A 13,539-nucleotide genomic window follows, 5' to 3' on the forward strand; every position below is an offset into this window, starting at 1 on the left:
TCAGCGCCACGGACCGAGTGGACTCCCCACCGTCGCCGACAACTGGCGGCGCACCCGCAGCCGGCCGTCCGTGCCGATGACCGCGACGGTCGCGGCGCCCGCCGCGTCGTAGGCCATCGCCGGGGCGTGGGTGAGCATGTCGCCGGACTCGCGCCAATGGGTGCCGGAGACGTCCTTGTCGCGGTCGGGCAGCGAGACGACCAGGCGGCCCCGGCTGCCGCGGTGGGCCAGATATGCCTCGCGGGCGCCGCGTTCGGGGGCCCACAGGGCGGCGACGGGGCCGGTGCCGCCGTGGCCGCCGAGGCCCGCGCCGGAGCCGGGCCAGCGGCCGTCGGGGTGCTGGCGGTAGGCCATGACCTGCTGGGTGCCGGCCTCGCGGAAGTACAGGCAGGTGCGGCCGTCACCGGAGTCGACGGCGGTGATCCCGCCGGTGGCCGCGCGGCCCGTCCGAAGCGTGTCGTCGAGCAGGAACGCGCCGCCGGGTTCGCTCTGGTGCCAGCGCCACACGGAGTTCTTGCCCGGCACGTACAGCTCCACCGTGCCGCGCTCGGTGACGAGGGCGGTGCCGGCGTCCTGGACGAAGCTGCCGCCGAGGTTCTCCCAGGGTCCCCAGGCGCCGGTGGTGTCCCGCCGGCGCAGGCCGATGCCCTGGGCGTAGTCACGGACGAAGACGTGCAGTCGCCCGACCGGGTCGACGGCCGCCGTGGGCACGCCGACCTCGCGCTGGCGGCGTCCGTCGCCGTGCGCCCAGTCGGGGTTCTCCAGGGTCCGCCAGCCGCTGAAGCCGCCTCCGTCGGGGTCCTGCACGGTGTGGACGACGTCGACGGTCACTCCGCTGCCGACCACGTTCTGGCGGCGCAGGCCCACCAACTCGGCCGGACCGCCCGGCAGTCCGGTCACGGCCAGGGTCGGGCACAGCCAGCCCTCGCCGAGCACGAACGGGCCCTTCCACTCACCGCTGGCCGGGCCGGTCTCGGTCCAGAAGGCCAGCCGGCCGGCCAGCACACCGAACGCGTTGAGCCGACCACCAGGACCGAGGCGCAGCCAGGTCGTCGTCGGCGAGTACCTGGAGGCGGTGCTCATCAAGTGCGTACTGCGGTACGGGTTGCTGCCCAGCTGCCGGTCGCCGCAGGTCTCACAGGTGCCGTGCGCGCACCGCTCGGGCGCGTCCAGTCCGGCGTACGTCGCCAGGAACTCGGCCTTCTCCGCCACCGCGGCCGAGTCGAGGTTGTAGCCCCAGAAGCGGTTGGCGTAGGCGCGGTAGTGCTCGACCACCGGGTAGTGCCCGGCCTCGCGGTGCCGGGCGAGGGCGGCCAGCGTGAACTGGGCGGTGGTGGTGTGGTCGACGTGGTCGGAGCAGACGTACTCCTCCTTGCCGCCGTCGTGTTCGGGGTCGGGGTCCATCGCGCGCACCGTGGTGGGGCGGACGTCGGCGAGCAGCGCGGTCAGCGCGTCGATCAGCTGCTCGCGCGTGACGTGCTGGACCTGGCCGATGGTGCCGCCGCGCACCGGCAGCGTGGCCTGGGTGCGCAGGGCGCCGTCCCACAGCTCGTGCAGCCGGGTGCGGATGCCGCGCTCGGTGGGCGCGCCCATGTGCAGCTGAAGGAAGTACAGGCGCACGTGGTCGTGACCGTCGAGGGTGCACCGTTCGGCGGCGAAGCCGGGCACGAGCTCAACGGCCTCGCGCCGCCAGGGGTGGTCGCGGTCGCCGGTGGTCATCCGGGCGTACGCGGAGCGCAGTCCGCAGCCGCGCTCGGTGCTGTAGCGGGCGAAATCCGGTCGTGCCGCGGCGCGTTGGGGGTCGCCGGTGTCGACGTTGACGCCGTCGCCCTCCCCCGCGGTGAGCACCACCGTGGTGACCCGGTCGCCGTCCTGGAGGGAGCGCACCAGGTCGGGGTTCATGAAGTACAGGTCGTCGTCCTGGTGGGCGATGACGTGCAGCACGGAACGGGTCATCGGGCCTCCCTGGGCCGGTTCGGTCATCGGTCCACCACGTTCATCGCCATCGCCCCGGAGGCCGAGCAGTACGGCCGTACCCACACCGGACGGGCCGGGTGGACGACGGCGTACTCGGAGGGCTCGTCACCGGCGAGCGGCAGCGACGGGTAGGCGTAGGCGCTCTTGACGTCGGGGAAGTCCTCCAGCAGGTGGCAGACGCGCACCTTGCGGCGGTCGAACGGGTCGGGCTGGAGCCACCAGTCCCAGTCCTCCCACCGTTCCAGCCGGTGGTCGACGACCTGCCGCACGGGTGCCTCGGCGCGGAACGCCTGGCGGCCGAGGATCTCGACGGGCACGGTGATGTTCCGGCTGTGCCGGCCGCGGCGGCTCGCGACGAACAGCGCGCCGGGCTCGATCCGCCGCCCCCCGCACAGCACTCCGCGCAGGACGATGCGGCCGTCGGCGACCTCGACGCCGGTGCACTCGGCGTGCTCCTCGCGCAGCACGGTGCGCAGCATCAGACGGCCGCCCGGCTGGGCGTAGGGCAGGTTCCAGCCGACGGGGCCGGACGGCGGGCGGGCGACGATGCGGGCGCGGGCGTCGATGAGGGCGCGGGTGTCGCGGATGCCGGCCTTCAGATGGACGGGGGACGCCTTGCCGGTCTGCAGGGTCACCTGCCAGCGTCCGTCGCCGAGGTCGTCGAGGGCGGACGGGGTGAGGGCGGCGGTGTAGCGGGTGCCGCCGTTGTCGAGGTCCTTGCGCTGGGTGCGCAGCGGCAGGTCGGGGCGGCGGTCGCCGTCGGAGGGCTTGTGCCGCAGCACGAACTGGCGGCGCTTGCGGCCCTCGCCGGGCGCGTCGGCGCTGAAGCGGAGCCAGCCTCCGTCGTCGGCGGTGACGTCGACGGTGGCCGCGCCGACGGAGACGGGCGGCACGGTGAGCGGGGCGGAGCCGGCCTTGCGGGGTGCGGCGGGGGCGCGGTAGCCGCGGTGGGCGGCGGCGCGGCGGCGGGCGGCGTCCTCGAAGAGGTCCAGGTACTCGCCGGCGACGGCCGCCGGGTCGTAGCGGGCGGCGTTGTGCAGCGCGGCGGCGCCCATGCCACGGCGCAGCGCCTCGTCGGCCATCAGGCGGCGCAGGCCCCAGGCGATGCCGTCGACCTCGCCGTTGGGTACGAGGAAGCCGTCCTCGCCGTCGGTGAGGATCTCGCGGGGGCCGACGGGGCAGTCGGTGGAGACGACGGGCAGTCCGCAGCGCATCGCCTCGACGAGGGTCATGCCGAAGGACTCGGCGCTGGAGGTGACGGCGGCGATGGAGCCCTTGGCCCACTCGGACTCGATGGGCGAGAAGCCGCCCATCAGCAACGCCCGTCCGGTCAGGCCGAGTTCGGTGACCAGGGCGCGCAGTTTGGCGGCCTCGCCGCCGTCGCCGTAGATGCGCAGCTGCCAGTCGGGGAACTCGTCGGCGAGTTGTCCGAAGGCGCGGATCAGCAGGTCGTAGCGCTTGATGTGGTGCATGCGGCCGGCGCTGACCACGACCTTGCGGGTGCAGTCGGAGGGGGTGACGGACGGCTGCGGGACGCTGTTGGGGATGCCGACGACGGGGATGCCGGGGATCGGTGTGTTCTCCATGAAGGAGCGGGCGTCGGCCTCGGTGACCGTGGTGATCGCGTCCAGGCGGGGGTAGACGCGGGCCATCTCGGCGCGCACCGCCGGTGGGATGGCCAGGTGCGTCATGTGCTCCTGGGCGACGCGCAGGGCGCCGTCCCGTGTGTGGGCGGCGACGAACAGGTTGAGGCTGGGCCGGGTGCCGACGACGACGTCGGCGGACGTCTTCTGCAGCTCGCGGATGATCCGGCCGTCGGTGAAGCGGCTGTACTGGGCGTAGAACTCCTCCTGGCGCGGCACCACTTCGCTGGGTTCGTCGCTGCCGGCGGCGCCGCGGTCGGCGGAGCCGGGGCGCAGGTCGACCAGGGCGCGCACGGTGACGCGCGGGGAGATCTCGAACTTGGTGGTGTTGGCGCGCCGGAACACCGACACGATCTCCACCTCGTGCCGCACGGACAGCGCCTCGGCGAGGTTGATCACCGTGCGGTTGGTGCCCCCGATGCCGTAGATGTTGTTGATCAGGAAGGAGATCTTCACCGGACCTCACGCTCCTTCCGCTCGAAGGGACTGGGCACGGGGTAGTAGGCCTGGAGGAAGTCGCGCAGCATCGCCGTCTGGCGGTCCACGTCCCGGCCGTCGGAGAGGGTGTCGTTGATGCAGAACGCCTGCCGGTCGCGGCGGGCCAGCAGGATGCCGAGCCGCCGCCGGATCTCCGGCCGGGCCAGGTCGAGATAGGCGAACGAGATGTTCGACGGCACCGCCCGGCCGGTGAAGTAGGCGTAGTAGTGGTAGAGCGACGACGGGATGGAGATGTCGGTGGCGCTGCGGAAGCGGCTGTACGACGTCTGCCGGTGCGCCTCGGCGTACTCACGTTCGATCTCGTGCAGCACGCTGCGGCGCAGCGCGTAGGGGGCGTGCCGCAGCTTCTGCACGATGGCGCTGCCGAAGTGCTCCAGGAGCAGCCGCCGGTTGTTCTTGCCGGCCGCGTCGACGGGGCGGTCGACCGGCGTGCGGTCCCAGCGGGGCACCTGGGACGGGGAGAAGAAGGTGCGGGTCATGCCGTTGGACAGGAAGAAGTCCTGCGGGGTCACCGGGCAGCCGAGGAACATGTCGTCGTTGAAGTACAGGAAGTGCTCGGCCAGGCCCTTGATGTGGTGCAGCCGGCTCTCGATGGCGTGCGAGTTGAAGGTGGGCAGCGCCTGCGGGTCGTCGAAGATCTCGGAGTGGTCGACGACGGTCAGGCGCGGGTGGGCGTCGTTGAGCCAGGCCGGGCGCTGCCGGTCCGTCACCACGTAGACATGGCGCACCCAGGGCGCGTTCTGCTCCAGCGCGCGCAGTGAGTAGCGCAGTTCGTCGCGGCTGATGTAGCGGGCCGCGTTGGCGGACTCGGTGTGGTAGCCGCCGTCGCCGTAGGCGCCGCGCCGCCGCTGCCACTCGGGGTCGCTGCCGTCGACCCAGGTGTAGACGACGTCGATCGGGAAGCGGACGTCCTCGGGGAGGGGCTCGGCGCAGGGCCGGATGGTGCGCACCGCTCGGGTGCGGCGGGTGTGCAGGGCGGCGAAGCCGGTGAGGCGGCTGACGGGGACGGTGATGCGGGGCTCGTCGAGGGCGACGTCCTCGGTGACGCGGTTGGGGCGCGGCGCCACCAGGCGGCCCTCGCTCTGCTGCCAGAACTCGATGTCGCAGCCGTGCTCCAGGCCCAGCACCAGGGTGCCGGCCGGGTCGCTCCACACCATGCCGACCCGCAGCACGGCGGCCTCGCGGGCGAGGCGGCGGCCGCGTGCCGAGTCGGCCGGCACCGGCCGACCCTGGGCACTCTCGCCGCGACAGGCCGTGAGGTAGACGGGGCTGTGCCCGGCGCAGCGCTGAAGTGCCTGCCGGGCGCGGTCGCGGTCGGCCTCGGCGACGGCGAGGCAGGAGCGGAAGTCGCAGGTGCCGCGGATCGCGAAGTAGTCGACGCCGGCCTCCTGAAGCGCGGTGACGACGAGTTCGAGGTTGGCCTCGCGCAGTCCCAGCGGTGAGACCGTGGGCCGGACGAGAGCGATCCGCGTGCCCGGCCCGGCGAGCGCGGCGAGCCGCTCCCCCGGCCCGAACAGGTGCGGCCAGCGGCGGCGGGCCTGCACCGAGCGCAGCAGCCGGGCCCCGAAAGTGAGGGTGTGCAGGCGGCGCAGCAGCTGCTTCAGCATCTGCCGAAGCCGCAGCGGGACGCGGCGCGCGATCCGGCGTCTGAGGCCGGCGGGGACGAGGGTGCGGTACGCCCCGACCGCGGCGGAAGCCTCGGGGTTGCTCATACTCACGACTGGCGGCCCGCCTCGCCCAAGTCGGCGTGGTCGCGCTCGAAGACGCTGGGCACCGGGTAGTAGCGCGCCAGGAAACGCCCGACCGCCTTGACGCCGCCCCGGGCACGCGCCTCTTCGGTGCCGAGGCCGGTGATCTGCATCTGCTGCGTGTCGCGCCGGACCAGCAGCCGCTCCAGGTGGTTGCCGATGCCGGGCAGCGCCGCGTGCAGGGCGACGGACGCCTCGCCGGAGGGGTCGGCGACACCGGAGACGTACCCGAAGTGGTGGACCATGCCGTCCAGCGGGTGGGTGCCGGGTACGGCGGGCAGGTGCTGGGCGTCGGGCAGCGGCAGGTGCGCGGTGCCGGTCGCGGCGAGCCGGGCGAGGGTCTCGGTGCGCAGCGGCTGGGGTCCGTGCGCGTAGCCGTGGGCGGTGACCCGGCCGGTGGCGGAGTACGCGGCACGGGTCCACGGCGCGAAGGACTCCTGCGCGCTCCAGGGACCGCGCCGGGGGCGGGCCGACCCGGTCGGCGTGAAGTAGTCGAAGGGCCGCACCGGGCGGCCGAGCAGGGCACCCGGGCGCAGCAGCAGGAAGTGGTCCGCGACGTCGGGCAGTTGGTGCAGGTGCCACTCGGCACCCGGCCGGGCGCGTACCACGCTGAGCCGGTCACCGGCGTCGAGCCAGGCCGGCGGCTCGGCCTCGGCGACGACGTGCACGACGTCCACCCAGGGGGCGTACTGGTGCACGGAGCGCAGTGCGGCGCGCAGCAGCCGCTCGCCCCACGGCGTGGCGTGCCGGAAGACCAGGACGGCGTCCACGGGGAAGGTGATCTCCTCCAGCCGGACCACGTCGAAGCTCTCCAGCGTGACCGTCGGCTCGCAGTCGCCGTCGATGTCGCAGTAGCCGGACAGCCGGTCGAGGCCGATCTCGATGCCGAGCGCGTCGCTGGGCACCGCCCGCTGGACCCGGTTGGGGCGCGGGCCGATCAGGCGTTCGGTGGGCAGGTCGGTGTTGGTGGTCCAGAACTCGATCTCGATGCCCTGGTCCTCGCCGACCCAGAGGTTCTCGGTGGGGTCGGTGCGCAGCCAGGTCAGCCGGATCACCCGGGTCTTGCCGTAGTGCTTCCACGCCTTGACGTGGCTGCCCGGGATCTCGCGGGTGTCGCCCAGTGCGGGCGAGACGGAGACGACGTACCCGGTGTGCTCCTCAAGGAGCGCGCGCAGGACGCGGCGGACGGGGCCCTTGTCCTTGACGTCCACGGCCAGGCAGATCCGCCGGTCGTCCAGCGCGGGCACCGCGAACCAGGGGATCTCGGCGGCGTCCAGCGCGTGCGTGACCAGGTCGTGGTCGAGGCGGCGGGCCAGGTCGACGGTGAGCCCGGTGTGCACGTGCCCGATGCGGCCGTCGGGTGCGGTGACCCGCCGCTCCGACTGGCCGAGCTCGGCGCGCCGCACCTGGCGCAGCGCCCGGCGGTGCAGCCGGGCCTCGCGGCGGCTGAGGGTACGGGCCAGCTGCCGCTTGACCTTACGGCGTACGCCCGCGGGGACGGTGGTCGCGGCGGCGGAGCGGACGGGCTGCGGGACGAGGCGCTGGTAGACGTGCGCCGCGGAGTTCAAGGACGTCGGGTCCGGCACGTCATGAACTCCGTTTCATGGGTCGTGGGAAGGGCAGGGTGGCCCCTCGCGGGGGCTGGGGTGTCATCACGGTGGAAGGCGGGGTCGTCCCCCTGCGGGGACCGGATCTCACCGCTCGTACGGACTCGGCGTCGGGAAGTAGGCGTTGAGGAAGCCGTCCAGCAACTCCTGCTGTGCCTCGATGTCCTCCGGTGTGGAGAAGGCGTCGTTGAGGCAGAAGGTGTCCTGGTCCCGCCCGTCGAGGAGCCGCCCGAGCCGGTCGGCCAAGTCGGGGACCGCGAGCTGGAGGTAGGTGAAGGGCATCGAGCCCGGCTGGGCCCGGCCGGTGAGCGCCGCGTAGTAGAGCGCGAACGACGAGGTGGGCGACAGGTCGGTCATCGCCCGGAACCGGCTGGCCGAGGTGCGCGACCAGGCCTCGGGGAAGTCCCGCTCGGCCTCCTCCATCGCCGAGCGGCGCAGGGCGTAGGGGATGTGCTCCATCGGCTGGGTGATCACCCTGCCGAAACGTTCCTCCAGGAGCGCGCGGTTGTTCTTGCACGCCGCGTCGACCGGGCTGTCGGTCGCCACGACCGGGCCCTGCGGAATGCGGTTGCGGGACGGGAAGTAACGGGCCGTTCCGGTGGGCGTGAAGAAGGCGTGCGGGGCCACCGGGCGGCCCATGAACATGTCGTCGTTGAAGTACAGGAAGTGCTCGGCCAGGCCCTCGATGTGGTGCAACTGGCTTTCGATCGAGTGCGAGTTGAACGTCGGCAGGTCGTCCGGGTTGCGGAAGATCTCCCGGTGCGTGGCGATGCGCAGCCCGGGCAGGCCCTCGACCAGCCAGGCCGGGACCTGGTCGTCGGTGACGATGTAGATGTTGCGGATCCAGGGCGCGAACAGGTGCAGCGAGCGCACCGAGTAGCGCAGTTCGTCCCGGCTGATGAAGCGGGCGTCGCTGGCCGACTCGGCGTGGTAGACCTCGCCCTTGGCCTGCGCCTTGCGCCGCTGCCAGGCGGGGTCGTTGCCGTCGACCCAGGTGTAGACGGCGTCGACCGGGAAGGCGATGTCGTCGGCGCAGTGCACCAGGAACTCGGGGCGGGTGGCCAGCGCGGGCGCCAGGTGGCGCGGCGTCCAGTCGGAGACGAACCGGCTGAACAGCCGGGCGGCGCCCAGGACGTTGCCGCCGTCGGCGGCGACCGCCCAGGTGGCGCGGTTGGCGCGGGGCGCGACCAGGTGGCTGCCGTGCCGCTGCCAGAACTCGATGGCGCAGCCGTACTCGTGACCGAGCAGGAGGTGCCGGTCCGGGTCGGTGCGGTACCAGCTGATCTGCAGCACGCGCGCGGCGGACACCTCGCGCCAGGCCCGGGGATCGCGGGAGGAGACCGGGCGGGCGGGCCGGGGCGCGTCGGGGTCGACGACGCTCAGGTGGCCCGGGTACTGGCCCAGCCCGCGGAACACCGCCGCCAGGACCCGCTCGCGGTCCTCCTCGGCGACGGCGACGACCGTGCCGTGGTCCGAGGTGCCGCGCACCGCGAAGTGGCCGATGCCGGCCGTGTCGAGGAGTGCGGTGAGCGCGGAGCGGTTGGCCTCGCGGGCGCCCAGCGGGGTGAGGCCCGGCTCGACGTAGACGTCGCCGTGCTCGGCGGTGAGCGTGGTGGCGGCGGACTCGGCCGGGTTCGGTCCCGTGGCGCGCGGCGACGGCACACGGCCGGCCGCACCGGGAACCTGCTGGACGGCGTGATCGGAAACGGTCGTCACGCAGCCGTCCCTTGACGGGCCGACGCACGCAGCAGCACAGCCACCCTCCCTTTTGTTGGTCGCTCGCCCTCGCGCCCCCCGGCTCGAATCCGCGACCGGTCAGGCGTCGGTCACCTGACCGACGCCTCATTCACGCCAAATGTTCAACCTTCACAGGCCGGGCACATCATCACCAAGCCTCCGGATAGCTGTCAACTGCAATCAGTCATGACACAGAACACACACAACCATGAGCGACAGTTGAACGTCAGACATCTGTTGAGTGACGGAGGCATGGGCCTCCCCAGTTCGAGCCGCTCAGTGAGAGGACCCACGCATGACCCACGCCCCGACCATGACGGGCTCCCGCGGATCGAGGCGCGCACCGTCGGGACGCCGCGCCGCACGGCCGCCCAGGAGACGCCGCCGGGTGTGGCGCTGGGTCCTGCTGTGCCTGGTCCTCGTCGTGCTGGCCGCGGGCGGCACCGCCTACTGGCTCTACCGCGACCTCGACGGCAACATCGAGGGCGTCGACCTCGACCGCGCGCTCGGCGACGACCGGCCCGAGAAACTGCCCACGTCGGGACAGAACCTGCTGGTCCTGGGCTCCGACTCGCGCTCCGGCGCCAATGCCGACCTCGGCGGCGGCCAGGTCTCCGGCGCCCGCTCCGACACCGCGCTGGTGCTGCACATACCCGAGGGCCGGCGCGAGGCCGTCGCCATCAGCATCCCCCGCGACACCCTCGTGACCCGGCCCGAGTGCACCGGGCGGGACGGCTCCGCGCTGCCCTCGGCGCGGCGCGTGATGTTCAACTCCGTGTACGCGCAGGCCGGTCCGGCCTGTGTGGTCAAGACCGTGGAGCAGATGTCCGGGGTCCGCATGGACCACTTCGTGGAGATCGACTTCGCGGGCTTCAAGGGGCTCGTGGACGCGATCGGCGGCGTGCCGGTCACCGTCGAGGAGGACATCCACGACACCTCCAGCGGCCTCGACCTCAGCGCCGGCACGCACCGCCTGGACGGCACGCAGGCCCTGCAGTTCGTCCGCACCCGGCACGGTGTCGGGGACGGCAGCGACCTCGGGCGGATCGGGCTCCAGCAGCAGTTCCTGGTCGCGCTGCTCTCCGAGATCAAGAAGCAGGACCTGCTGGGCAGCCCCACCAAGACCTACCGCGTCGCCGACACGCTCACCGAGTCCCTCACCACCGACTCCGGCCTCGCCTCCCTCACCAGGCTCGCCGAGTTCGGCCGCAGCATGAACGGGGTCGACCCGTCGACCATGGAGACGATCATGCTGCCGGTGCAGTACGACGCCCAGGACCCGAACCGCGTGGTGGCGGCCCAGCCGCAGGCGGACGAGCTGTGGGAGGCCGTGCGCAAGGACGAGGAGATCCCGGAGTCGGCGAAGAAGTCGCCGGCCGCGGGAGGCCGTTGAGCCCGAGGGAACGTGCGCCGGCTCCCTCGGCCCGTTCAAGGACCACTCAAGGCGTGTCGCCCGTCACCAACGTCCCGGGACAGCACACCTAGACGCGCACCGACGGAGCCAGTGACAGACCCGGCTCGCCCGTCTGACGGGCCACGTGCAAGGCGCCGTCGTCGCCCAGCATCGCGACGACCACCCGGCCGTGGCCGTCGAGCGCCAGCGCCGGGGCGCCGACGCAGCGTTCGCCGGTCGGGGACCACCACACGCCGGCCTGCTCGTTCTCCGTGCCGTACGCGGCGAGCATGACGTGCCCGTCAAGGTCGCGGTGGGCCAGTACGGTGCAGTCGTAGCCGTCGAGCACCGCGCGCAGCGCCGTCACCGGGTCCCCGGCGGGCGCGCCGCCGAGGGGGAGCGCCCAGCCGCCGGGACGGTGGGCAAGGAGCCCGCCGCCTTCCGGGTCGGCCCAGAAGTACGTCGCCCGGTCCGGGCCCGTCTCCAGCACCGCCGCCGTGCCCGGCGCCACCCGCAGCGGGATGTTCGGCTCCTGCCGGAAGTCGCCGTCGGCCTCGGACTGGCGCCACCACATGGCGTCCTGCTCACCGCCGGCCAGCAGCTCGATGCGGCCGGAGGCGTGGGCGACGACGGCGAGCCCGTCCTGCACCCGGCTGCCCTTGAGGTCGCGCCACGCCTCCCACTTCCCGGTGGGGGCCTCCCGGCGCAGCATCACTCCGCCTCCGGCGTTGCGCGCGAAGACGTACACCCGGCCCGAGGCGCTGACCGCGGCCACGGGGACCCCGAAGCGCGCCGCCTTCTCCCGGTCCTGGTGCGGGTTGCCCAGCGACCGCCACTCGGTGACCGGCCTGCCGGTCTGGTACTGGATGGCGTGCACGACGTCGACGACGGGCGGCCCGTCGCCCTTGCGGACCTCGCGCCGCCCGAGAAAGTGCACGTAGCTGTCGGCGCCCTGAGCCACCGACAGATGGGTGAGGCCGGGTATCGCGAAGAACTCGGGGCCGGTCCAGGCCGGGCCGCCCGGCCGCAGCTCGGTCCAGCGCAGCAGCCCCGCGTCGGTGCGGGCGTAGGCGGTCAGCCGGCCGTCCTTGCCGAGGGCGAGCCACCGGCCGGACGGGGTGTACTGGGCCGCGTGGCCTGGGGTGCCGGCCTCCTCGGTGCCGACGACCGCTCTCGTTCTGCCTCGGACGGCGCCGCGCCCGGATCCGGTCCGCATGACGTGACCTGCCCTTTCCCTGACCCTCGGCGCGGCTGACTGCCCATCCCGAACCTGTGTACGGGAGGCCGAGCTGGCCCATCATAGGATGAGCGTTCGATGAACAGGGCATGGCGGCGGTGTGTACGCCCCTGCGGACGCGGGGCTCCTCAGGCCACCTGCCACGCCGCCAGCGCCAGCCCCGGCTCGTCCTTCTGCCGGGCCAGGCGCAGTTCGCCGTCCGGTGTGGCCGTCGCGGCGACGACGCGGCCCTCGGCGTCCTCCGCCAGGGCGACCCGCGAGCCCTCCGGCAGCTCGGGCCCGGACTCGGTCCACCACAGGCCCGCCGACTCCTGCTCGGTGGGGTACGCCGCGAAGGCCACCCGTCCGGAGGTCGAACGCTGGGCGAGCAGGGTGCAGTCGTGGCCTTCCAGCACACAGCGCAGCACCGCCACCGGCCCGGGCCCGGCCGCGGCGATCAGCGCGATCGGGTCACCGTCGGGACGCCAGGCGTACACCATGCCGTCGGGGTCCGCGAAGAACAGCGTCGCGTACTCCTTCGAGGTGGGCAGCGCGCTCAGCGAACCCGGCGCCACCCGCACCGGCAGCGGGTCGGCGGCGACCGGACGCGCGCCCGGCTCCTGCTGGAGCCAGCGCAGGATGCCGTCGGGGTTGGTGGCGTACACCTCCACCCGGCCCGACTCCCCCGTGACGGCGACGAGTTCCTCGTCCACCTGGGAGCCCTTCAGGTCGTGCCAGCCGTTCCAGCCGCCGCGCTCCTTCTGGTTGGTGGTCGACACGCCCTTGCCGCGGTTGCGTACGAAGAGGTAGGCGCGCCCCTCGGCGTCCACGGCCACGGCGGGCATCCCGGTCCGCTCGCCCTTCTTGTTGGGATGGCCGATCGCAAGCCAGTCCAGCGGGGCGAGGTGCGGGCGGAAGTGCGTGGAGTGCACGAGGCCCGCCTCACCGCCCGGGGTGGGCCGCCAGGCGACGAGGTGCGCGTAACCGTCGGCTCCCTGGCCGACCGCGACGCCGGGCAGCAGCCGTTGTTCGCCGCCCACCGTGCGGGACGGCAGCCAGGCCCCGCCCGCATGGCGCTCGGCCCGGCAATGGACGGCCTCGCCGCTGGGGCCGTAGGCGCTGAGCCGCCCGTCGCGGCCTCGTATCAGCCAGTCGCCGTTCACCGCAGGGACCATTGACACGCTCCTACTTTAATCGGGCATCCCCCGGGTTCCCCTCGGCGGCTCGTGCGACCCTGGGTGACATGACTGCCCCGCTCCTGGTCATCGTCGACGCCGCCAACGTGGTCGGCTCGGTACCCGACGGCTGGTGGCGCGACCGGCACGGCGCGGCCGAACGCCTGCGCGACCGGCTGGCGGCGGACGGCCTGCCCGGCCACGCGGGGCCCGTGGACATCGTCCTCGTGGTGGAGGGTGCGGCCCGCGGCGTGGATTCCGTGCCGGGCGTGCGCGTGGACGCGGCTCCCGGCAGCGGCGACGACCGCATGGTCGAACTGGTCACCGAGGCCGGCGACCGCCCCTGCCTGGTCGTCACGGCCGACCGCGAACTCAGGCGCCGGGTGACGGAACTGGGCGCGGAGGTGGCGGGACCACGGACGGTGCACCGCTAGGGGTGCCACCACCGCCGGCGGGGCCACGGACGGTACAACGGGGAGGGGCGCCATCACCGTTGGCGGGACCACGGACGGTGCACCCTCAGGGCCCGCCACCACCGCCGGCGG

Annotated in this window: 9 protein-coding genes; 2 read left to right on the forward strand and 7 right to left on the reverse strand. The window is 73.4% G+C overall.

Features of this window, described 5'->3' with window-relative positions:
• The 5 genes from I2W78_RS07985 to I2W78_RS08005 all read right to left on the reverse strand — a co-directional run bounded on the left by I2W78_RS07985 (nt 1) and on the right by I2W78_RS08005 (nt 9,189).
• The gene (locus I2W78_RS07985; protein ID WP_196458204.1) at nt 1–1,956 is read right to left on the reverse strand and encodes a PIG-L family deacetylase; all 1,956 of its coding nucleotides are present in this window, start codon (nt 1,954–1,956) and stop codon (nt 1–3) included.
• 23 nt (nt 1,957–1,979) lie between these two features.
• Nucleotides 1,980–4,076, reverse strand: coding sequence for a glycosyltransferase family 4 protein (locus tag I2W78_RS07990; protein WP_196458206.1), 2,097 nt, complete (start codon nt 4,074–4,076; stop codon nt 1,980–1,982).
• Nucleotides 4,073–5,830 carry a stealth family protein gene (locus I2W78_RS07995; protein WP_230885372.1) on the reverse strand — a complete coding sequence of 586 codons (1,758 nt, stop codon included), beginning with the start codon at nt 5,828–5,830 and terminating at the stop codon, nt 4,073–4,075. Before I2W78_RS07995 ends, I2W78_RS07990 begins: the two co-directional genes overlap by 4 nt.
• A gap of 2 nt (nt 5,831–5,832) precedes the next feature.
• On the reverse strand, nt 5,833–7,452 hold the full coding sequence (locus I2W78_RS08000; RefSeq protein WP_196458210.1) for a sugar phosphotransferase: 1,620 nt from the start codon (nt 7,450–7,452) through the stop codon (nt 5,833–5,835).
• Nucleotides 7,453–7,560: 108 nt separating this feature from the next.
• Nucleotides 7,561–9,189 carry a stealth family protein gene (locus I2W78_RS08005; protein ID WP_196458212.1) on the reverse strand — a complete coding sequence of 543 codons (1,629 nt, stop codon included), beginning with the start codon at nt 9,187–9,189 and terminating at the stop codon, nt 7,561–7,563.
• A 316-nt stretch (nt 9,190–9,505) separates the two neighbouring features.
• On the opposite strand from I2W78_RS08005, the gene I2W78_RS08010 reads away from it, so the two are divergent.
• On the forward strand, nt 9,506–10,603 hold the full coding sequence (locus I2W78_RS08010; RefSeq protein ID WP_196458214.1) for an LCP family protein: 1,098 nt from the start codon (nt 9,506–9,508) through the stop codon (nt 10,601–10,603).
• Nucleotides 10,604–10,691: 88 nt separating this feature from the next.
• Here the strand turns inward: I2W78_RS08010 and I2W78_RS08015 are convergent, their stop codons facing one another.
• Together I2W78_RS08015 and I2W78_RS08020 are read right to left on the reverse strand one after the other, a co-directional pair.
• A complete protein-coding gene (locus tag I2W78_RS08015) occupies nt 10,692–11,819 on the reverse strand; it encodes a hypothetical protein (protein WP_196458216.1) in 1,128 nt (375 codons plus the stop codon).
• 149 nt (nt 11,820–11,968) lie between these two features.
• A complete protein-coding gene (locus I2W78_RS08020) occupies nt 11,969–12,994 on the reverse strand; it encodes a hypothetical protein (protein WP_230885972.1) in 1,026 nt (341 codons plus the stop codon).
• Nucleotides 12,995–13,062: 68 nt separating this feature from the next.
• Between I2W78_RS08020 and I2W78_RS08025 the strand changes: the two genes are divergently transcribed.
• On the forward strand, nt 13,063–13,428 hold the full coding sequence (locus I2W78_RS08025; protein WP_196458217.1) for an NTP pyrophosphohydrolase: 366 nt from the start codon (nt 13,063–13,065) through the stop codon (nt 13,426–13,428).
• Nucleotides 13,429–13,539 lie beyond the last annotated feature (111 nt).

The organism is Streptomyces spinoverrucosus, assembly GCF_015712165.1.
Classification (GTDB): domain Bacteria; phylum Actinomycetota; class Actinomycetes; order Streptomycetales; family Streptomycetaceae; genus Streptomyces; species Streptomyces spinoverrucosus_A.

What these genes read in the sequence shown, in the direction of transcription:
- I2W78_RS07995 (WP_230885372.1), bottom strand. Translation starts at nt 5,830, where the DNA reads ATGAGCAACCCCGAGGCTTCCGCCGCGGTCGGGGCGTACCGCACCCTC.
- I2W78_RS08025 (WP_196458217.1), top strand. Translation starts at nt 13,063, where the DNA reads ATGACTGCCCCGCTCCTGGTCATCGTCGACGCCGCCAACGTGGTCGGC.
- I2W78_RS07985 (WP_196458204.1), bottom strand. Translation starts at nt 1,956, where the DNA reads ATGACCCGTTCCGTGCTGCACGTCATCGCCCACCAGGACGACGACCTG.
- I2W78_RS08015 (WP_196458216.1), bottom strand. Translation starts at nt 11,819, where the DNA reads ATGCGGACCGGATCCGGGCGCGGCGCCGTCCGAGGCAGAACGAGAGCG.
- I2W78_RS08010 (WP_196458214.1), top strand. Translation starts at nt 9,506, where the DNA reads ATGACCCACGCCCCGACCATGACGGGCTCCCGCGGATCGAGGCGCGCA.
- I2W78_RS08020 (WP_230885972.1), bottom strand. Translation starts at nt 12,994, where the DNA reads ATGGTCCCTGCGGTGAACGGCGACTGGCTGATACGAGGCCGCGACGGG.